A 20535-nucleotide genomic window follows, 5' to 3' on the forward strand; every position below is an offset into this window, starting at 1 on the left:
TGGCGGGCCGCGCGGTCAGCCGCCGTGCGACGCTCGTCGGTCTCCTGCAGCTCGTTGTCCACATTGTCGAGCAGTTCGCCGTCCATCATGGTGATGCCTTCCCTCTCGTTCGACGGGCCCCGGTCCTGCTGCCGGTCGCAACAGCAGCACCGAGGGGATCCTGGGGCCGAAGCCGAGCCGCAGCAGGCCGTAGCCGATGCCGGCCAGTCCGGTCAGCAGGCCGGGTGTGGGCACCTCGCCGGGGGTGCCGCAACGGGCGCCTTGCTGTTCGACGGACCGCACCAGTCGAGCGACCGTACGGCGATGGCCGGCATCGGTCGGCATCAGCTCCACCAGTGGTTCCAGCAGACCGAGTTCGCCGTGGCGGAGCGAGTGGCCCGGCATCGGCACGCGGTCGGCGAGCAGGGCGAGGCGCTGGTCCGCCTCGCGGGCGCGCAGCGCCCGGCCGACCCAGTCCGGGCACCGGCCGGGGCCGTCGGAGTCCGCCAGGTCCACCGCCGCTCGCTCCCGCAGGGCCCACGCGACGCCCTCGTGGCCGTGGAGGAATCCGGGCCGCTCAGGACGGCGCCGACGGCCCGCCAAGGTCCGGACAGTGTGGGCGAGTTCGGCGGCTGCCGGCAGCCGCGTCTGAGCATGCACGGCCTCGGCCGCGAGCAGGGCACCGGCCAGGCCGTCGGCGATGTCCACGGGGGCTGCCGGGTCGACAGCGGCCGTGTGAAGTGCGGCGAGGCCGGCGGGCAGGGCGGCGCTCAGCTCCGGGGAGTCCAGCAGGGTGGCGAGCCGGGCGGTGGCGTAGCTGATGCCGCCGAGCCCGGAGAAGCCGCCCGGCCCCACGGCACGCGCGAGTTCGGGGTGCTCCGCGAAGAGCCTCAGGAGCTGTGGGAGGACGCGGACGGCCTGGGCGGCGGCCTCCTGATAGCGGACCGCCCCCGTGAGCCGGCCCAGCTCGGCGAGGAACAGCGCCGGGCCGGTGTAGCCGTCGCCGAGCGCCATGCCCATCGGCAGCACCGCCCACTGCCCTGGCCCGGCCTCCTGCAGCCCGAGCCAGTTCACCCGGCCCTCGCCCCGACAAACCCGGGAGAGCAGGTCCTCCCCGATCCCCCGTGCGAGCTCCAGCGCCTGGGCACCGGGGTCGCCGTCGTAGGCGCCCTCGGATTCGGCAGCGGGGCGCCCCGGAGCATGGCGGCCCGGAGACCGTCGTCCGGCGGCCAGGGAGGCGCGGATCAGCCATACCTGCCGGTCGAGGTCGCCCTCCGACATCCCCCGGATCGTCCCGGCGGCGGCCGTCAGCCCGGATTCGTCGAGCAGGAACGGGAGTTCACGACCGTCCCAGGTCCGCGGGGTGCGGGCGGCGGGGGTCGTGGTGAAGAACGGGACGTCGCCGGCGAGCAGGTCGGTGAGTTCGTGGGGCGCCAGCACGTGCAGGTGCGGGTAGCCGGTCTCGTCGTGCAGTGCGGCGAAGGCCCGCTCCCGACCGGAGTGGTCGCGCAGCAGCTCCGGCTCGGTCGCCTCGGCGAGCAGCGTCGCATAGCTCTGACTGGGCCGCGCCACCAGGCGCATCGTCTCACCCGCAAAGCGATACAACAGCCCTTGCTCACCGAGCAGTTCATGGGAATGTGCGGCAATCGCCCGGTAGCCGGCGCGGAATCCGCACAGCAGCCGGTCGAGCTGGTCGGCCGGATCGGCGGCTCTCCCGGCCAGCATCGGGCGGTTGTCGGCACCCGGCCAGCGCGCCGGGCGGCGGACCAGCCGCATCAGGTCGGTGCCCGCGTCCGCCCACCCGGGCATCGGGTCCGGCGTCCACTGGTCGGCCTGGGCGCCAAGTGCCGAGAGGTCGAGTGAACCGCCGCCGCCGAACCACGGGTTCGGCAGCACCATGGTCCGCTGCACGGACGCGGCGAGCGCCCGGGCGGCCGGATCGGCGCCGCCGTCGGTGACGGGCGCCCAGCACGGGTGGAACAGCGTCTCCACGTCCACCACGACCGGCTGGTCGCCCGCGGCGATGAGGTTCTCGGCATGGATGTCGACCGCGTTCACCACGTGCAGCAGCGCGAGCTGGGCGCCGAGCCGCTCGTAGAACCGCCCGACTTCGGCTTGGGACCGGCATGGGCGCGGCGCGACGTACTCGGCCCAGCCGTACCCCGCCCGCGGCAGCAACCGAACGGCTCGCGCCGCCAGTTGGGGCTGGTGTCCGCCGAACCAGGCGAGCAGTTCGTTCCACCGGGCGTGCAGACCGAGCGGGCGCGGCTTGTACACCAGGCGCTGCCCGCCGTCGAACTCCAGCACGGCGACGGACCGGCCAGCCGCATGCGGGTCCCCCAGTCCGAAGCGGACCCGGGTCAACCGACCGGGCTCGCCGTCGAGCAGGGCGGCGGTGAGCTGCTCCCGGTCCGCGTGGAGCCGCTCCAGCAGTTCGGTGGCTGCGGCCACGGTGCCCATGCACCGTTCGGCCAGCAGCCGGGCCAGCACGGGATGACGGTGCAGCACCGCGCCCAGGGCCGGTCCGGCGGCGGCCTCGCACAGGAACGCGTCGAACCGCTCCCGCCCGTCCTGCCCGGTCAGGGTTCCGGCCCGGCGCGCGTGCCCCAACTCCTGTACCAGTGTGCGTCCGGCCAGCCGCACCAAGCCGTCGGCCAGGTGGCGCCGTGCACCGGCCCACACCACTCGCCGCTCTGCCGCTGCAGGGTTCGCCGCCGCGAAGTGGCGGGAGGTGGTCCCCAGGAACGGCAGCAGCGGATGCAGCAGTCGGCCCTCGGGGCCCGTCCCGGGGAGCGAGCGGATCCGCCCGCCGGGCGCCGACTCGGCGAGGCGCAGCGTCTGTTCCACCAACTCGGCCCAGCGTGGCGTTCGCCCGGGCGGCAGGGCATCGCGTTCGGCCGGCGACAGTGCGGGCAGCCACCAGGCGCCGGATGCCGCGGGCAGCGGAGCCGGCTGAATCGTCTGCACTGTCACTCCACAACTCTGACACACCATCGCCCATTCAGGGTGGCGCATCAGATTTCCCGGCAGGCCTACCGTGCGGCGAGGAAGTCCGCCACGAAGTCGCACAGCTGGGCGCGGGTGGCGGAGTTGGTCTTGCCGATCAGACTGGCGATGTGCTTCTCGACCGTCCGGGGAGAGATCTGCAGGCGCGCGGCCACGGCCTTGTTGCCGACGCGTTCGACCAGCAGGCAGAAGACGTCGTACTCGCGCAGGGTGACGCCGAGCGCGACGAGTTCGGCCGGAATCCGATCCGTGCCGGTACGGCGCTGCCCGACCGGAGCGCCCAGCGAACGCAGCCGGGAGCGGCACGCGGCGGCGACGGCGTCGGCACCCGAGTGGTGGAAGTACGTCTCGGCCTCGGTCAACCAGTCGCGGACCGCCCCCCATCCGTCGGTGCCCGCGGCGTCGGCGACCAGACGCAGGCCGAGGTGACGAGCCGTCGGGAAGATCACCGCGTCGGCCTGCGCAGCGCGGAACGCCGCCACGGCCTCGGCCGGGCGACCTTCCCGACCGTACAGGACCGCTCGGGCCAGGCCGACGAACTGCCGGTTCCACCGCATCCGGCCCGCCTGACTCGCGGTGATCCGTTCGACCTCTGCCCAGTCGGCTCGCCCGGCCAGCACGGACAGCAGCAGGACCAGCCCGTGGCTGCCGGCGAGGTGGAAGTAGTTCTCCTCGTCCGGCGGGACGGCGGCGGCCAGCCGCGCAGCCAGCTCCGCCGCCTGCTCGTGGTCCTCCTCCAGCAGCGCGCAGAACAGCTCGGCCAGACCGAGCACGAGCGGTGCCTCCCGCGATTCGTTCCCACCGCTGGTCCGGAACCGGGCGAGCGCCGCCCGCAGTTGGGGCCTGCGGGCCCGGTGGGCGGCGGCCACCGCGCCCACCATCAGGGCGTACCGGGACACCGAGTGCAACTGCAGTCGCTCGGTCTCGGCCCTGGAGCCCTCCAGCAGGGCCGTGGCCCGGTCGAAGTCGGCTCGCAGCACCGCGTCGAGCGCCAGCATCGCCCCGACGTTGTGCGCCAGGCTCACGCAACCGGTTCGCATCGCCTCCTGGTGGGCGTGGTGCAGCCCGTCCAGGTCGGCCTCGGCGAGCCAGGCGTTGCTGCCCAGGCCGATCAGCCCGTGGTTGTGCCAGCTGACCTGGCGGCTCTCGGCGGCCATCCGCAGCGTGCGGCGGAAGCACCGGTCGGATTCGGCCAGGGAACGCCCACGGGTCGCGAAACCCATCGCGTACCACGCCTGGCAGGCCAGTGCGTGGTCACCGCGCTGTTCCGCGCCCTCGATCGCCCGGCGGGCCAGTTGCTCGCTGCGGCCGATCCGCCCCTGCTCCGCCGTCGACACCATCAGGAAGGCCTCGACCACGTCGATGCCCGCGGTGTCTCGCGCGCCCGCCCCCTCGGGCAGCAGCTCCCGGGCCGCGCGGACCTGTTCCAGTCCCACGTCCCACTGCCCGGCCACCTGCGCCGCCCAGGCCAGCCGCACGTGCAGCTCGACCCGGCGTCCCGGATCGGCCTCGACATCGGCCCGGCGCAGTTGCCGCGCCACCTCGGTGGCCCGGTCGAGCCGGCCGTCGTCCGCCAGGGCGAGCAGCAGGGTCTCCAGCAACTCCCGTCGCACGCCCGCCGGTACGGCGTCGTCAGGCAGGTGGACGTCCGATCCGTCGACAGGCCCCAAGGCCGACCGGGCTTCGTGCAGCGCCGCGATCGCCGTTCCGGGCCCGTGGCCGGCCAGGGCACGGCGGGCCACCTCCAGGTAGCGGACGGCGGCGGTCCGGCGGTCCCCCGCCTGCCCGTGCAGCCGCGCGGCCAGCAGGCACCACGTGCCGGGCAGGCTCGGGTCGAGCTCGTTCATGGCCGCCACGGCCCGGGTGGCGAGCTCGGCCCGGTCGGTCGGCGTGAGCCGGTCGAGCAACGCCTCCTGGGTCAGCGGATGTTCGAAGGCGTACCAGTCGGGCCCACGCTCGTCGTCCGGCACCAGCAGGCCGTCGACGACGGCGGAGCGCAGCGAGACGGCGGGCTCGTGGTCGTCCGGCGCGGCGCAGCGCCGCGCCACCGACAGCGGGAAGCTGCGGCCCAGCACTGCGGCGGCCGACAGCAGCCGGAGCGTCTGCGGTCCGAGCCGCTCAGCCCGCTGCTCGACCGCCCGGACCAGGGTGAACGGGATGGCCGCGCGGCTGACGCCGACCAGCCGCCAGCGGCCCTCGGTGCGGACGAGTCGGCCCTCGGCGCGCATGCCGCGGATCAACTCGGCGGCGGTGAACGGGATTCCGCTGCTGTCGGCGAGCACCTGGTCGGACACCGCCACAGGCAGCTCGTCCGGCGGGCAGCCGAGACGGTTCGCGGTCAGCGCGTGCACCTGCGCGGCACCGAGCCGGCCGAGTCTCAACAGGCCGGCTTCCCCGCGCTGGGCCAGCGTGTCCGCGAGCGAGTGGGCGGCGCCCGGCGTGTCCCGCAGGGTCGCGACGACGGCGACCGGCAGCAGGGCCAGGTTGGCCGCCAGGTACTCCAGGACCGCCAGCGTCTCGAGGTCCGCGTCGTGCAGGTCGTCGATGACGAGCAGGCAGCCGCGCTCCCGGCCGCAGGCGGCGGCCAGCCGGACCACGGCCTCGGCCAGCACGATCGGCGACCGGTCGCAGGCGTCCCCGATCGCCCACTCGGGGACCAGGCGGCCCAGCACGGGCAGGTACGGTCCGAGCGCGTCGGTGGGCGGCGCGCCACCGGCCCGGGCGAGTGACAGCAGTGCCTCGGTGAGCGACCGGTACGGCACGGCCGGGCCGGTGGCGATGCAGCGGCCCTTGAGCACGGTCATCCCGGCCTCCCGGGCCAGCGTGATCGCCTCGCCGGCGAGCCTGGTCTTCCCGATCCCCGGCTCTCCGGTCACGCACACCGTGCCGCCCCGCGACTTTCGCGCGTCCTGCAGGACGCGGTCCAGCAGGGCGAGTTCGTCCTCGCGTCCGACGAGTCCACTGAACCGGTCCACGCGCGGTTCCGTCATCGTGATCCCCTCCGGTCTGCTGATCCCGATCAAGGCGCACCCTATGCCGACTCGTCGTCACCGTTGAGGGCGTCCTCCAGCCACTTCACGACCGCCTCGGCGGCCTCGTCGGGCAAAGGCATGGCAGGCCCGACGCCGTTCTCCTTCTGCCACAGCAGGAACATCTCGCGCTCGGTCGGCTCGACCACGGTGTGGCCGTCGGCGCGCAGCGTACTGACGTGACGCTGGGTCGCGGGCTTGCGCCACATCGAGCCGTTCATGTTCGGGAAGAACAGTGCAGGCCGCTCGTGGGCCAGCAGTACCGTCTGGGCCGGCGTGGCGGCCAGCCCGAGTGCCGCCGCAGCCAGGGTGTTGGCGGTGGCGGGCAGCACCACCAGACCGAGCGAGCGGTGCGCGAACTCGGTGGGGTTGAGGGTCGGGTCGTCGGCGACGTACACCTCGTCCGCGTGCCAGGCCAGTACCTGGGGGTGGACGAAGCGCGCGGCGCTCGCGGTCAGCAGGACCCTCAACGGCAGGTCGATCTCCTGGCGGAGGAAGACGAGGTAGTTCGGCAGGTCCTTGGCCGCGATCGAGCCACAGGCGATCACGGAGAGGGCGTCATTTCGCATGGCTTGGATGGTGTCCGAACCCGGCATACCCCGGTATGGGGATCGGGCCCCCGTTTTCCGTCCCGGCTCCCGGCAGGAAGACGGGGACCGACTACCCATGTCCGCCCACCGGACGCCATGCCATCGTCGGACTCGCCGATCCGCCACCAGGGCGGGCGGTGCCAACCCACCTCTCCATCAAGGGAGTCGAACCATGAAGAAGATCGCTGTGCGCAAGACCGGTTCCATCAAGCTCACCTCGCCGGCGTCCTACGTCCTCGTGGTCTGCTGACCCGGTGACACCCCCGGGCCTGCGTGCAGCACAGCACGCAGGCCCGGGTTCGTCCCGCCGCACCCGCCCGAGCGGGCCGCACCCGTCCGGGAGGCCCGCACCCCTCCGAGGGAGAGATCATGGCGACCGCCGACCTCGCGTTCCATCCGCTCACCTTCGTCACCGAACGCGACGGCACGCTGGTGGGCCGGCCCGACACCGGGTCCTTCGCGCTGCTCCCGGAGGACGGCGCGGCGCTGCTGCGACGCCTGGCCGACGGCATGCCGCTCGCCGAGGCCGCCGCCTGGTACCACGCGGCCTACGGAGAGCCGGTCGACCTGGCCGACTTCATCGAGACCATGCGCGATCTCGGCTTCGTCCACGAGCCCGGCGCCGCCGCCGAGCCCGTGCCCGTACGCCTCCAGGCCTGGGGACGTGCCGTGTTCTCGCCGCTCGGCTGGAGCTGCTACGCGCTGATCACCGCACTGGCGATCGCGGCGATGATCTACGAGCCCCGACTGCAGCCGCACACCCGGAACCTGTTCTTCGTCCCGTCCCTGGTCGCGGTGGAGGTGACCCTCGCCGCGCTGCAGATGCCACTCATGCTCTGGCACGAGGGCTGGCACGTCCTGGCCGGCCGCAGGCTCGGCCTGCCCACCGGCCTGGGCATCGGACGACGGCTCTACTTCGTGGTCTTCGAGACCCGGCTCGACGCGCTGTTCGGTGTGCGGCCCGCGCAGCGCTACCTGCCCTTCCTGGCCGGGATGCTCGGCGAGGTCGTGCTCTTCGGCGCGCTCACCCTCGCGGCGGCGGTCGACCTCGCGACCGGACCGTCCTGGGCCGGGCGGTTCGCCCTCGCCGTGGCGTACCTGATCCTGCCCCGGCTGGCCTGGCAGTTCCTGATCTTCCTGCGCACCGACCTCTACTACGTCCTCGCCACGGCCCTGGGCTGCGCCGACCTGCACGAGGTGGGTTCGGCCTATCTGCGCCACCGTCTGGGCCGGGGCGGCTGGGCGGAGGACCGCTGGACGGCGCGGGAGCGGGCGCTGGCCCCTTGGTACGCCCTGCTGACCGCGATCGGCACCGCCTTCCTGCTGGTCGCCGCCGTGTTCACCGTCGTCCTGCCGGCCGTGTCGTTCGCCCAGCGACTCGCCGACGGCATCGCGCACCGCTCGCTGAGCGACAGCCGGCTCTGGGATGCCGCCGTCGCCCTGCTCGTCATCGTCGTCCAGGTCGTCGTGCTGCCCCTGCTGGTCGGCCGCAGGCAACGCCGCGCCGCCGTGTGACCGGCCCGCGCACTCACGAAAGGAAAACCCGTGACCTCCCACACCTGGCGCCTCCAGCCCGAAGGCACCGCGCACGACGACCGGTACGACGCCCGAGCCGACTGCCACCGGCGGCTGCGCGGACCGTACACCGGTCTGGGCACCCTGCTGCGCTCACTGGTGCCGGATGCGCACCGGGCCCGCCCGGAGCTCGTGGCGCACCACGCCGTCGAAATCCTGTCCGCTGCTCCGGAACTCAAGGACCTGATCGGCGCCGGACCGCAGACCCTCACCTCGCTGGCCGTGCCCAACGAGCGCACCCGCCTCTACCCGGCGAAGCGCACCCGCCGTCTCGCCCACGGCATCATCGAGTTCCTGCACGGCCACGCCCGCGAGCGCGGCCACGCGCTGGCCCTGCGCTTCGACCGGGTCGACGAGGCCGATCACACCGACCAGGAGTTCCTCGCCATCCTGCTGCGCCGGGCCCTGCCGGACCTGGTGAAGGTCACCGTGCACACCGGCGACGCCGACCTGATCCCCGAACTCACCACGGCTCTCGCCGCCCATGCCACCCACACCATCGCCCAGCATCCGGACGAGCACGGAAACCTGACTGATCGTCACCAGCTGGCCCTGGCCTACGTCGAGTCCGACGGCACCTCCCACGACCCCGCTGAACAAGCCGCCTACCGTCGCGTCGACGCCGCCGAGCGGGCCCGACTGCACGACCAGCGGGCGGCCGAGCTGCGCCGCAGCGGAGACTGGAGCCTGTGTCTCGGGGCGGTCCCCTATCACCTGGAGCACGGCAGCGACCGGGAAGCGGCCGCCGACGCGTTCCTCGAAGCCGCCGAGTACCTGGTCTCGATGGGCTTCTACCACTCGCTGCTCGACGTGGCCGGACGCGGCACGGCCCTGATGGACCCGGCCGAGGAGCCCCGGAAGTACTGGATGCTGGGCACCAAGGTCACCACCGCACTGGCGATCCTCGGCCGGCCGGAGGAGGCCGAACGGCGCTACATCGAGCTGCGCGCCATGTTCGACCAGCCGATGCTGCACATCTTCTCCGGCTACGCCCTCGCCATGCTCTACACGCGCTACTACCCGGCCGAGCACAAGGACCACCAGCTGGCCAAGGCCCACCTGAACAACGTGCTCGCGATGGCCTCCCTGCTGCCGGACCACGACCAGCGCGTCTTCCAGTCGGTCTTCAACCGCAACGGCCTGGCCCTGGTGGAGCTCCAGCTGGGCAACCCGACCGAGGCGCTGCGCCTGGTCAGTACCGGTCTGGCCGACATCGACCGCGAACTCCCCGCCGAGAAGCACCGCTTGCACCGCTCCGTGCTGGTGCACAACCGGGGCCGGGTGTACACGGCGCTCGGCCGGCTGGAGGAGGCGCTGGCCGACATCGACACCGTCATCGAGCTGGATCCCAACTACCCGGACTACTACTTCGACCGGGCCGACCTGCGGCGCCGGATGGGCGACCTGTCCGGCGCGTTGGCCGACTACAGCGAGTCGATCACCTTCGCCGCGCCGTTCTGGGAGATGCACTACAACCGGGCCGACCTGCGCCTGGAACTGGGTGACCTGGCGGGCGCGATCGCGGACCTGGGGTACGTGCTCGAGCTGGAACCCGACGAGTTGGACGCCCGGATCAACCTCGCCAGCCTGCTGCGGGAGCAGGGCGATGCGGCGGGCTCGCTGGCCCAGGTCGAGGAGGGGCTGCGCCACCATCCGGGCGACGCCCGCCTGCTGTGCGCCCGGGGGCTGCTGGCGCTGGACGCGGGCGCCGACCAGGCGGCGCTGCGCGACTTCGACCTGGCGCTGAACGCCGAGCCGGACCTCGTGAGCGCGCTGGCCAACCGCGCGGCCCTGGTCCTGGAGACGGGCGACCACCGCACCGCCGTCGCGGACCTCACCCGGGCGCTGGCGATCGAGGCCGACAATCCGGACCTGCTCTACAACCGTGGTTACGTCCACCAGAGCGCCGGTGACTGGGAGTCGGCCCGCCGCGACTACACCGCCGCACTGCTGCTGCCCGGTGCCGACCGAGCCGACCTGCTGCGACAGCGCGCCGAATGCCACCTCGCACTGGGGGACCCGACGTCCCATCAGGCCGACCTGGCGGCGGCCGAGTCGGCTGCGATCTCGCCGAACGCGGCCGCGGATCCGGTGAGGGTGTCGTGACGGCCGGGCCGGATCCTGACACCGTGACCGGTCCGGTGACGCCCCGGCCGGACACCCCGGCCGTCACCGGACCGGCCCTGCGGAGCGTCATGCGCCGCTGGGCCACGGGGGTCACCCTGGTCACCGCCGCGGCCCAGGGCAGGCCGACCGGTTGCACGGCCAGCTCGTTCACCTCGGTCTCGCTCAGCCCGCCGCTCGTTCTGGTGTCGCTGTACCGGAGCAGCCGCACCCTGGCCGTGATCACCAGCCAGGGTGCCTTCGGCATCAACCTGCTCGGCCGCCATCACCAGGACCTGGCCGACCGGTTCGCCACCGCACCGGCCGAACAACGGTTCGCCGGCGTCGGCCACCGGCTGGTCCGGGACGTCCCGGTGATCGACGAGGCGATGGCGGCCCTGGTGTGCCGGGTCGAGCACACCGTCGCCGCCGCCGACCACCTGCTCGTGCTGGGGCAGCCCATGTGGTGCGACCAGAACGGCGCCGCCGACCCCCTGGTGCACTTCGGAAGCCACTACCAGTGTCTGGCCGTGGGATCGGCACGTGCGTGATCCGGTCGCTCGTCCGTGGGGGACGAACAGGCGCCAGAGCACGAGCAACCCCATTGCCTACCACCGGGCTTGTCGGCAGAGCGCAACCAGGGGGGCCTCTCCCCCACCTGCGCCGGGACCGCCGTCAGTACGCGATGGTGTGGTCGGCGATGATCCGGCCGGCCGCGTCCGTGGTGGAGAGACCCGCCCGGGGCCGGCCCTCGGTGAAGTACTGGCGGAAGTCGGCGCTGCGCTGCTCGCCCATCAGCCGGACGGTCCGGTCCCACGTCCCGCCGTCCGGACCGTCCGCGGCCCAGAGGTCGAGCAGGGAGCCGCCGACGCGGCCCTGGACGGCGTCGCCGCGGTCCCACGCGGTGGCGCCGTCGTTGTGCAGGTCGAAGTCCTGGCCGTCCGGGTAGACGTAGCGGTAGTCGCCCAGCACGTAGGCCGCCGCCGCGTCCGCGAAGGCTTCGGTCCAGGCGCACCCGGGCGTGGTGGCGACGTCGAAGGTGTGGTTCTCGCAGCCCGGGGCGTCCGGGAACCAGTGGTCGTAGAGCTCGAACTGGAGCCAGTGGGACGCCTCGTGGAGGATGGTGTGCCGGGAGGCGGTGTGCTCGCCGGCGAGCACGACGTTGCGGGTGTCGGGCTCCCAGAAGCCGCCGACGGTGGCGTCCGGCGCCCAGGTGAAGGTCAGCTCGTCGCAGCCTCCGGTGGTCTGGTGACGGGTCCAGCAGCGCGAGCCCGGGCCCTCGGCGGCCGTCACCTTGCGGTAGAGGTCCCCCACGGTGTCGACGATCTTCCAGGCGTCCTGCCGGTCGGCGGGCACCTTGACGGTGCCGAGGTCCCGGTTGCCCGCGACGTCACGCAGCCGCGCCGAGTCGAAGGCGTACTCGGTGCCGCCGGTGGGGCTGATCACCCGCCACAGGTCGCCGCCGCTGGACCGGAACGTCAGGTGGGCCTCGGTCAGCTGACCGGACCGGCCCGCGCAGGCCCGGAACCAGCCCCCGTCGTCGGTGACGCCCGAGGCGAGCAACTGGTCCGCGCCGTCCGTCGAGAGCCGGCCCCACAGTTCCCAGGTGCCGCCGCGGGCCACCGCGGTGGTGAGCCGCTCGGCCCCCTTCGTGCCGGCCTCCGCGTCGTGATGGTCGTAGGTCAGCGCTCCGGTGAGGCACGTCCGGCCGTCCGCCGGAATGGTGGTGGCCGGGACGACGACCGTGGCGGGAGCGTTCGTCGGCGCCGATGCGGGCGGGCCGCCGGCCGTCGACGGGCCGCAGGACGCCAGGGTCGCCAGCAGGACGGAGGCGGCCAGCACCCGGCCCCGGGCGGCGGCCCGCCGGCCGGCGCCCGCGAGGGTGGGCGACGGGGGCAGGGCTCGGAAGCGGTCGGACAACGTCAACTCCATGAGTGTTTCAGGACTTTGGAGGAAGATCCCCGGCCGCGCGGACGAGGCCGATCCGGACGACGGCACCCGTCCGGCCAGGCGGAAGCCGGCGGTGAAACGCCGACGGCTGAGAACGACCACGCTCCGCGGTTTGCGGACGGCGGCACGGGGAATCCCGGCGGAGGAGCGCGGGATTCGACGAGACTAGACGGTCCGACGGGGCCGACGGGCCCGAAGCGGCACCGGACGGCCCGCAGACTTTCCCCGGCGCCTTCCACCGCCGGGTCACCGGCCCGACCCTTGCGGACCGAAGGGTCCCGAACGTCCTGAGTCTTTCGGTGCCGACCGTCATCCTCTCCGACCCCCGCAGCCCCTACGTTGGGCCACGGCCGGGGCACGGGATGCGCCCCGGCCACCCCGGGCGACAGTCGACGCCCGATCGGCCACGGACAGGGCCGGCCCCCGACGCCGGGCCGGCCGGGGCGGGAGGACGGACGGATGGCAGTGCGCAAGGCCGCCACGATCAAGCAGGTCGAGCAGACGGTGCGGGAGATGGATGCGACCGATCCCCCGCTCACCGTCTTCGGCGTGTTCCTCGATGACAGCCCGTGGCTCTCCTGCCTCGGCGGCGGCCTCGGCGCCGACACCTACTTCGTCACCGCCACCGCGCGGTCCGTCCACTTCCACCAGGTCAGGACCAGGGGGCTGGGGCTGCGGCCGGGCAGCCTCGTCTACAGCTTCGACCGGGATGACGCGGCGCGCCGGATGGGCAAGGTCCACCGCCAACTGCTCTGGAGCTCCTTCCCGTTCGTCCTCCCCGGGAACGAAGACGACGAGCCCACCCTGATGCGCGTCCGCCTCGCCTGGCGGAAGGAGTTCGCACGGTTCACCGCCGACCTGGACACGGCCGCCGCACGGCGCTGACCCCGGCGACCGGCGCCCGGCGCGACGGCCCGCCGGGGGTACGGGGAAGCCCGGCCCGGGCGGACCGCACCGGGAGACTCCCCGGGAACATTTCTGATGCACCGTCAGATCACGCCTCGACCTGATCCGCTGGGAGCGCGCGTCCAGCCGGACGCCGCCCCCTCCGCCAGGCACGACGGGACGGAACGCGCCGCCGCGCGGGAGGAAGCACCCCACCCCGCGGGACCACCGACCGTCGACGGCCGGGGCCGTCCGCACCGAACCACCGTCACACCCAACCCGCTCGACAGGAACCACCATGACCACCCACCGGACCGCCCGCCGCCTTGCGCTGGCGGCACTCGCCGCCGGCAGCCTGCTGCTCACCACCGCCTGCAACGACCTGGCGACCGACCCACCGGCCGACGGCGGCACCGTCGGCCCGGCCGGCGCCGCCGCGAAGCCCGCCGGAGCCGACGACCCCCGGCTCGGCGCCTTCTACGGCCAGCACATCGACTGGCACGCCTGCCGGCCGGACGCCGGGAGCCGACCGGTGGACCTGACCGGGCTGCAGTGCGGCGAACTGCGCGTTCCGCTGGACTACGCCACCCCGGGCGCCGACGCGCTCAGCGTCGCGCTGGTCCGGCTGCCCGCGGCCGATCCCGCCCAGCGGGTCGGCTCCCTGGTGATCAACCCCGGCGGACCCGGCGGGTCCGGCGTGGAGATGGTCGAAATGGGGCGAAAGCTCTTCGACGGCGCCCTGCACAACCGCTTCGACGTCGTGGGGTTCGACCCGCGGGGCACCGGGGCGAGCTCCCCGGTGACCTGCCTGACCGACCGACAGCGGGACGACCGCGACCAGGTGGACATCCCCGTCGACCCGGCGAAGCGTAATGTGGTGCTCGAACAGCGGGACAAGGAGTTCGCCGCCGCCTGCGCGGCGAAGGCGGGCAAGCTGCTCCCCTTCGTCGGCACCCGCAACACGGCCCGCGACCTCGACGTCCTGCGCCAGGCGCTCGGCGACCCGAAGCTCAACTACCTGGGCATCTCCTACGGCACCTACCTGGGCACGCTCTACGCCGAGGAGTTCCCCGCCCGGACCGGTCGTCTGATCCTGGACGGCGCGGTCGACCCGGCCGCCGACACCCTGGACGAGTCCACCGACCAGGTCATCGGGTTCGAGTCCTCGCTCCAGCGCTTCGCCGCCGACTGCGTCCGCGCCCACGCCGCCGAGTGCCCGCTCGGCAGCGACCCGGGCACCGCGGCGAAGAAGGCCGCGGACTACCTGGAGAGCCTGCACGACCACCCGCTGGACACCGCCGACGGGCGCAAGCTCACCAGCGACCTGAGCTGGGCCGGCACCCAGGCCTTCCTCTACGGCGACGAGACGGACGCCTGGCCGGCCCTGCGCGCCGCCCTCACCATGGCCATGGTCCGGCAGCGCGGCGACCTCCTCCTCGCGTCCGCCGACCGCTTCCACGGCCGTGACGAGAAGGGCCGCTACACCAGCCTCAACGACTCCCACACTGCGATCTCCTGCGCCGACGGGGCCGCCGCCGCGCCGTCCCCGGAACGCGCGCAGAAGGTCGTGGCCAAGCTCAAGGCCGAGGCCCCGCTGGTCACGCAGGGCGTCTCCGTCGAGGACTACCAGCACGGCAGGTGCGAGAACTGGCCGTTCAAGACCCCCGAGAAGCCGCACGTCGTCCGGGCCGAGGGCAGCGCCCCGATCCTGGTCGTCGGCAGCACGGGCGACCCGGCCACGCCGTACGCCGCCGCGGAGAACCTGTCCAAGGGCCTGGCCCACGCCACCCTGCTCACCCGCGAGGGCGAGGGGCACGGCGCCTTCGGCCGGGGCAACACCTGCATCGACGCGGCGTACGAGGCCTACCTGGTGGCCGGCACGATGCCCGCCCCCGGTACCCGCTGCGCCAACTGACACCCGAGCCCGCCGGCCCGGAGCGAACCTCCCCTCCTCAGCCCCGGGCCGGCGCCCCCTCCCCGGTCCGTCCGACCATGCCCTGACAGGGCGGACCGGGGAGACACCGGTCAGCGGCGCGGCGCGCGGCGCGCGGCGAGCCCGCCCGGGCGAGGGGCTCCGCACTGTGGCTACGCTTGGCCTCTCAGCAGTACGCGACCACTGACATCGTCCGCACCGCCGCGCCTGCCCAGCGGCGGACGGCACTTGAAGCGGCACAGGGATCGACCATGGCCTCCTCACCCTTCGCCGACCCGGCGTTCTACGCAGACCGCTACCCCACCTACGCCGCCCTGCGCGCGGCCTCTCCCGTCCTGCAGGTGTCGTTGGACGGCGGTGCCACCACCGCGGCGGTCGTCACCGGCTACGAGGAGGCACGGCAGGCGTTCACCGCGCCGCTGTCGAAGGACACCGGCGCGTACTTCGCCGACAGACCGTCCGGCCGGTCCCTGCACCCGGCCGTCGCACGGACGATGCTCGCAACCGATCCGCCGGAGCACACCCGGCTCCGGCGGCTGGTGGCCAAGGCGTTCACGCCGGCCCGGGTCGACGGCCTGCGCCCCTACATCCGTTCGCTCGCCGAGCAGCTCGTGGGGGCGTGGGAGCCCGGCAGCGAGGTCGACCTCGTCGAGGAGCTGGCCGGACCCCTGCCGGTCACCGTCATCTGCCAGCTCCTGGGAGTTCCCCCGGCCGACCGTCCCTCGATCCGCTCCTGGTCGACCGACCTGTTCGCCACCGGCGACCACCAGCGGATCGACGCCGCGTCCCACGCCGTGGCCGGCTACATGTCGCAGCTGATCAGCGGCAAGCGCACGCACCCGGACCGCTCGCTGCTCTCCGACCTCATCGCCGTCCACGACGAGGACGCCGACCGGCTCGGCGAGGACGAGCTGCTCTCCCTCGCCGTGCTGCTGCTGGTCGCCGGCCACGAGACCACCACCGCGGCGATCGGAAACGCCGTGCTGGCCCTGCTCCAGCACCCCGCCGAGCTGGAGCGCCTGCGCACCGACCCGCACCGCATCCGGGCCGCCGTCGACGAGCTGCTCCGGTACGACTCCGCGGTCAGCATCGCCACCTGGCGCTGGGCACCCGACGAGGTGGATCTCAGCGGCACCGCGGTGCCCGCCGGCAGCCCGGTCTTCGTGTGCCCGGGCGCGGCCAACCGCGACCCCGGGAGGTTCCCCGACCCCGACCGGCTCGACCTCGGCCGCGCGAACGCCGCCGGCCATCTGGCCTTCGGCCACGGGATCCACCGCTGCCTCGGCGCACCACTGGCCCACGCGGAGGTCGAGATCGTGCTCGGCGTCCTCCTGGAGCGCTTCCCCGGTCTGCAGCTGGCGGCCCCTGCCGACCGGCTCGTCCGGCGGCAGTCCCGGCTGGTCCGCGGCCTCGTCGCCCTGCCGGTGAGCGTTTAGGCGCGTGCGGTGGGGGCCGGGATCCTCCCCCTCCCCCGCACCACAAGCCCCGACTCCCCGCCGCCGCGGAGCACTTTCACCCGCCTGTCAGCGGGCCTACGCAGCCTGAGCCTGCCCGACAGATCAGCCCGGACCTCGGCCATGCCCCTGGCCGCCACGCTCCGGCACCTGGACCTGCGCGAGCAGCTGCTGGTCGCCCGGTACGCCGTCGCGGTGTGCACCGGCAGCCGGCCGATGCTGCCGCAGGGCATCCAGGGGCTGGCCGAGGCTCGGCCGTGGACCAACCGGGAGGGGACCGGCTCTGGCACGCGGTGCCGGCGTACCCGACCATCAGCGAGGTCTGGCTGCGGCTTCTGGAGGGCTGCCGGGGGTGAGCGTCAAGCGCACCGGGCCCGGTCCGCCAATGGAACGGCGAGCCCGGCGCGACGCGGCGCCCCGGTGCGGCGGGCGGCCCCGCCGTCCCCAGTTCCGCGGTCCAGCGGCGGCCGGTGGGTGGCACAGGTGGGGGAACGACCGTCGCCATGCCCGCGCCCGGCGACGGCTTGCCTGTGGGCTCACCTCCACGTGTTCTTCGCCGCGGAAGTCGGCACCCGATAGGGCTGCCGACAGCGGCTTCAGCTCGGTGGCGCCGGCGGTGGCGAGCAGTGCCGGCAGAACGCCGGTCGCGCCTTCACCGTGCGGGTGGACGAGGGAGCGGCTGCTCGGCCCAGATGGTCTTGCCGGTGCCGGTGTGCCGCGTGCCCCAACGCTCGGTGAGCTGGGCGACCATCATCAGGCCGCGCCCGCCCTCGTCGAAGGTGCGGGCGCGACGCGCGTGCGGTGCGGTGCTGTTGGCGTCGGAGACCTCGCAGATCAGCGTCCGGTCCTTGATGAGCCGCAGCTGGATGGGCAGGGCGCCGTAGCGGATCGCGTTGGTCACCAGCTCGCTCACCGTGAGTTCGGTGACGAAGGCCAGCTCGTCCAGCTCCCACGCCTGGAGCTGCGCGGTCGTCCGCGCACGGACCTCGGCTACGACGGCCGGATCTGCGGGCAGGTCCCAGCAGGCGACGTGCCTGGTGTCCAGGGCGTGGGTGCGGGCGACGAGCAGCGCGACGTCGTCGGCGGGCCGCTCGTCGAGCAGCGCCTTCAGGACGGTGTCACAGAGGGTGTCGAGGTCGAGGGCGGCGTCGAGTGGGGGGACGGAGCCGACGAGGGCTGTGCGCAGGGCGTTCAGGCCGGTGTCGATGTCGCGGCCGCGGGCTTCGATGAGGCCGTCGGTGTACAGCGCGAGGAGACTTCCTGCGGGAAGCTCGGTTTCGACGGACTCGAACGGTAGCCCGCCCAGTCCCAGGGGCGGACCGCTGGGCAGTTCAATGAAGTCCACGGTGCCGTCGGGGGTCACCAGAGCGGGCCAGGGGTGGCCGGCGCTTGCGAGCGAGCACCTGCGGGAGATGGGGTCATAGACGGCGTACAAGCAGGTGGCGCCGAGTTCTCCGGGCGGCGCGTCAGCACACTCCTGTCCCGTGCCGAGCCGGATGACGAGGTCGTCCAGGTGCGCGAGCAGCTCGTCCGGGGCCAGATCGACGTCGGCGAGGGTGCGTACGGCCGTACGCAGGCGCCCCATGGCGGCGGAGGCGTGGATGCCGTGGCCGACGACGTCGCCGACGACCAGGGCGACCCGGGCTCCGGAGAGCGGGATCACGTCGAACCAGTCACCGCCGACACCGGCCTTCGAACCTGCCGGCAGGTAGCGGCCCGCGACGTCGACGGCGGCCTGCTCGGGAATCCCCTGCGGCAGCAGGCTGTGCTGGAGGGTGAGGGCGGCGGTGTGCTCGCGGGTGTAGCGGCGGGCGTTGTCGATGCAGACCGCTGCGCGTGCCGCCAGTTCCTCGGCGATCTCCAGGTCGGCCTGCTCGTAGGGCGAGGCGGACGCGGCCAGACGGGTGAAGAGGGCGACGCCGAGGTTCACGCCACGGGCTCGCAGCGGGACGGCGAGCAGCGAGTGCGGGCGGTGTCGGCGGATCCAGGCGGCCCGGTCAGGGTCGTGGGCAAGCCAGTGGGTGATCTCGGGGTCGGTGATCCGGTGGACGGTGCCGCGGCCGTCGGCCAGGCAGCGGGCATGCGGTGAGGACGCCGGATAGCCGGCCGGCTCGCCGACCGCGACGACACCCGGCACGTCGGAGCGGACGGCGACCCGGCGCAGGACCAGGCGCCCGCCGGTATGGATCGGTGCCGGCTCATCCCCTTGCAGCACGGCGTCGAGCAGATCCACCGAGACGAAGTCCGCACAGGCGGGCACGGCCACGTCGGCCAGTTCCTGGGCGGTGCGGGCGACATCCAGGCTGCTGCCGATGCGTCTGCTGGCCTCGTCGAGCAGCGCCAGACTTCTCCGAGCCGCCTCGTGCTCGGAGAGGTCGAGCACGGTCTGCTGCACGGCGTGCACCAGCCCTGCCGGGTCCTTGAGCGGGGCGAGGTGGACGATCCAGGCGTGCGGGAAGGCCTCTCCCGGCATCTGCGCGCGGTTCTCGATCTGCTCCGGCCGGCCCGTCGCCGCCACGCGCTCGACACTGCGCTGCGGGACCTCGAACAGGGGGTCCGGCATGTGCTCCGTGATCCGAAGCCCGCGAAGCTCCCCCTCCGTGGCCGCGAGCTGCTGCGCCATGGCCGTGTTGACGCGCAGGAACCTGCCCTCGGTGTCGTAGATCGCCTGGGCGAACGGGGACTGGTCGAACGCCCAGTGGACCAGCGGGTCGCCGTCGCGGTCGTCCCCCGGTCCCGGCGGGGCGGCCTCGAACAGCCAACCGACCCGCCCGTCACCGGCGGGCAGCGGACGCACACACAGTCGGCATCCCACCGGGCCGCCGTCGCGGTGGCGCAGAACCACCGGGCCGACCCACTGTTCCTGCCGTGCCAGCCGCTCGCGAGCCGACTGCGGAAGCGGCGACACGAGCAGATCCGCTGCGGGTCGGCCCGCGGCGTCGGACGCGGAGTACCCGAGCAGCCGCTGCGCGCCGGGACTCCAGCCCGTCAGCACTCCGTCCGGAGCCGCGATCGCCATGGCCGCACCCGTGATGAAGGGGCCACCGGCCCGGCTGTCACCCGCCGCTGGTGTGTCCATGGCGATCATCCCGCTTCGCGCGTCCGTTGACTCAAGGATTCCTCGGGCACGGCGCAAGTTCACCTCGGGCCGCGCGAGCAGGCCGTCCACGGCCGCCGCCACGGCAGGCCTCCGGAGCGCGCCGCACAGCCGGCTCGTCGCCTTCGGCGCGTGCCCGGACGACGATCGCGGTCGAACGGGGTCGGGGCGCTACAGGGCGGTCGTGCGGCGGCTCAGCGCCGCACATGCGGGAGCCTCATGTGGGCACCGGTCACTCGCACGGCCGTTTGCGGTCCGCGGCCAGCGACTCCTCCGCCGTGCGGGCGAGCTCGCCGAAGAACTCCGCCAGGGCTTGCGGCACCTCGGGGCGCAGGCGGTAGTACGTGAAGCGGCCGTGCGGCTCCGGCTCCACGATGCCGGCCTCGCGCAGCACCCGCAGATGGTTGGACAGCGCGGTCTGCCGCGCGCCCGTCTCCTCGATCAGGTGGTTGGTACACAGGGCCGCCTGCGCGAGCAGCGTCACGATGCGCAGGCGCAGGGGTTCACCCAGGACTCGAATGAGGTCGCCCTGCGTCAGCGTCGTCTTCTCGGCACCCGGTGTCAGCATGCCTCGATTATCACATATCACTCCAGCTTGATACCACTCTTGCGTGATATCACTGCTGGGTGATACGTTGTGGTTCCGGTCGCCCCAGGGGTCGGCCGGACACCCACCGCACGGCCCCGCGACGGTGCAGCCCTGAACGCAGCAGCCAGCCGGGTTCGGACCCGAAACCGCGAACATCCCCGGCGGAGAGCACCGTCGCCGCGACCTATCAGGAGGCAATCGCCTTGAGTACCCCCGTCCGTGACGTGATCATCATCGGTTCCGGCCCGGCCGGCTACACGGCTGCGCTCTACACCGCCCGTGCCTCCCTCAAGCCGCTGGTCTTCGAGGGCGCCGTCACCGCCGGTGGCGCGCTGATGAACACCA

The 20535-nt window shown here is 73.4% G+C and carries 13 protein-coding genes; 7 read left to right on the forward strand and 6 right to left on the reverse strand.

What is annotated here, in order from left to right; translation table 11 throughout:
* Window positions 1-15: 15 nt before the first annotated feature.
* The 3 genes from J5Y04_RS34635 to J5Y04_RS34645 form a co-directional block, all read right to left on the reverse strand.
* Window positions 16-2946 (reverse strand): type 2 lanthipeptide synthetase LanM family protein, encoded by a 2931-nt coding sequence (locus tag J5Y04_RS34635; protein ID WP_209416507.1) that lies wholly within the window; start codon window positions 2944-2946, stop codon window positions 16-18.
* 65 nt (window positions 2947-3011) lie between these two features.
* Window positions 3012-5975 carry an AAA family ATPase gene (locus tag J5Y04_RS34640; protein WP_209416508.1) on the reverse strand — a complete coding sequence of 988 codons (2964 nt, stop codon included), beginning with the start codon at window positions 5973-5975 and terminating at the stop codon, window positions 3012-3014.
* 41 nt (window positions 5976-6016) lie between these two features.
* On the reverse strand, window positions 6017-6583 hold the full coding sequence (locus J5Y04_RS34645; RefSeq protein WP_209416509.1) for a flavoprotein: 567 nt from the start codon (window positions 6581-6583) through the stop codon (window positions 6017-6019).
* 390 nt (window positions 6584-6973) lie between these two features.
* On the opposite strand from J5Y04_RS34645, the gene J5Y04_RS34650 reads away from it, so the two are divergent.
* Genes J5Y04_RS34650 through J5Y04_RS34660 form a run of 3 tightly spaced genes read left to right on the forward strand, consistent with a single transcriptional unit; the run spans window position 6974 to window position 10833 of the window.
* A complete protein-coding gene (locus J5Y04_RS34650; protein ID WP_209416510.1) occupies window positions 6974-8119 on the forward strand; it encodes a hypothetical protein in 1146 nt (381 codons plus the stop codon).
* Between the two features lie 30 nt (window positions 8120-8149).
* Complete coding sequence (locus J5Y04_RS43765) at window positions 8150-10285, forward strand: tetratricopeptide repeat protein (RefSeq protein WP_209416511.1); 2136 nt, start codon at window positions 8150-8152, stop codon at window positions 10283-10285.
* A 23-nt stretch (window positions 10286-10308) separates the two neighbouring features.
* On the forward strand, window positions 10309-10833 hold the full coding sequence (locus tag J5Y04_RS34660) for a flavin reductase family protein (RefSeq protein ID WP_209416512.1): 525 nt from the start codon (window positions 10309-10311) through the stop codon (window positions 10831-10833).
* A 124-nt stretch (window positions 10834-10957) separates the two neighbouring features.
* Here the strand turns inward: J5Y04_RS34660 and J5Y04_RS34665 are convergent, their stop codons facing one another.
* A complete protein-coding gene (locus J5Y04_RS34665; RefSeq protein ID WP_245206035.1) occupies window positions 10958-12208 on the reverse strand; it encodes a metalloprotease in 1251 nt (416 codons plus the stop codon).
* Window positions 12209-12691: 483 nt separating this feature from the next.
* Here J5Y04_RS34665 and J5Y04_RS34670 point away from each other — a divergent pair, with 483 nt between their 5' ends.
* The 3 genes from J5Y04_RS34670 to J5Y04_RS34680 all read left to right on the forward strand — a co-directional run bounded on the left by J5Y04_RS34670 (window position 12692) and on the right by J5Y04_RS34680 (window position 16486).
* Window positions 12692-13117, forward strand: coding sequence for a hypothetical protein (locus J5Y04_RS34670; protein ID WP_209416513.1), 426 nt, complete (start codon window positions 12692-12694; stop codon window positions 13115-13117).
* A 298-nt stretch (window positions 13118-13415) separates the two neighbouring features.
* Window positions 13416-15032 (forward strand): alpha/beta hydrolase, encoded by a 1617-nt coding sequence (locus tag J5Y04_RS34675; RefSeq protein ID WP_209416514.1) that lies wholly within the window; start codon window positions 13416-13418, stop codon window positions 15030-15032.
* Between the two features lie 269 nt (window positions 15033-15301).
* Entirely contained in the window at window positions 15302-16486 is a 1185-nt protein-coding gene (locus J5Y04_RS34680; RefSeq protein ID WP_209416515.1) for a cytochrome P450, read from the forward strand.
* Between the two features lie 670 nt (window positions 16487-17156).
* Here the strand turns inward: J5Y04_RS34680 and J5Y04_RS34685 are convergent.
* Window positions 17157-19583 (reverse strand): SpoIIE family protein phosphatase, encoded by a 2427-nt coding sequence (locus tag J5Y04_RS34685; RefSeq protein ID WP_245206036.1) that lies wholly within the window; start codon window positions 19581-19583, stop codon window positions 17157-17159.
* A 250-nt stretch (window positions 19584-19833) separates the two neighbouring features.
* Complete coding sequence (locus J5Y04_RS34690) at window positions 19834-20169, reverse strand: helix-turn-helix transcriptional regulator (RefSeq protein ID WP_209416517.1); 336 nt, start codon at window positions 20167-20169, stop codon at window positions 19834-19836.
* A gap of 224 nt (window positions 20170-20393) precedes the next feature.
* On the opposite strand from J5Y04_RS34690, the gene J5Y04_RS34695 reads away from it, so the two are divergent.
* Window positions 20394-20535, forward strand: a 142-nt coding sequence (locus J5Y04_RS34695; protein WP_209416525.1) for an FAD-dependent oxidoreductase, incomplete at its 3' end; no start/stop codon positions are given.

It is taken from the genome of Kitasatospora sp. RG8 (assembly GCF_017813315.1).
In the GTDB taxonomy this organism is placed as follows: Bacteria; Actinomycetota; Actinomycetes; order Streptomycetales; family Streptomycetaceae; genus Kitasatospora.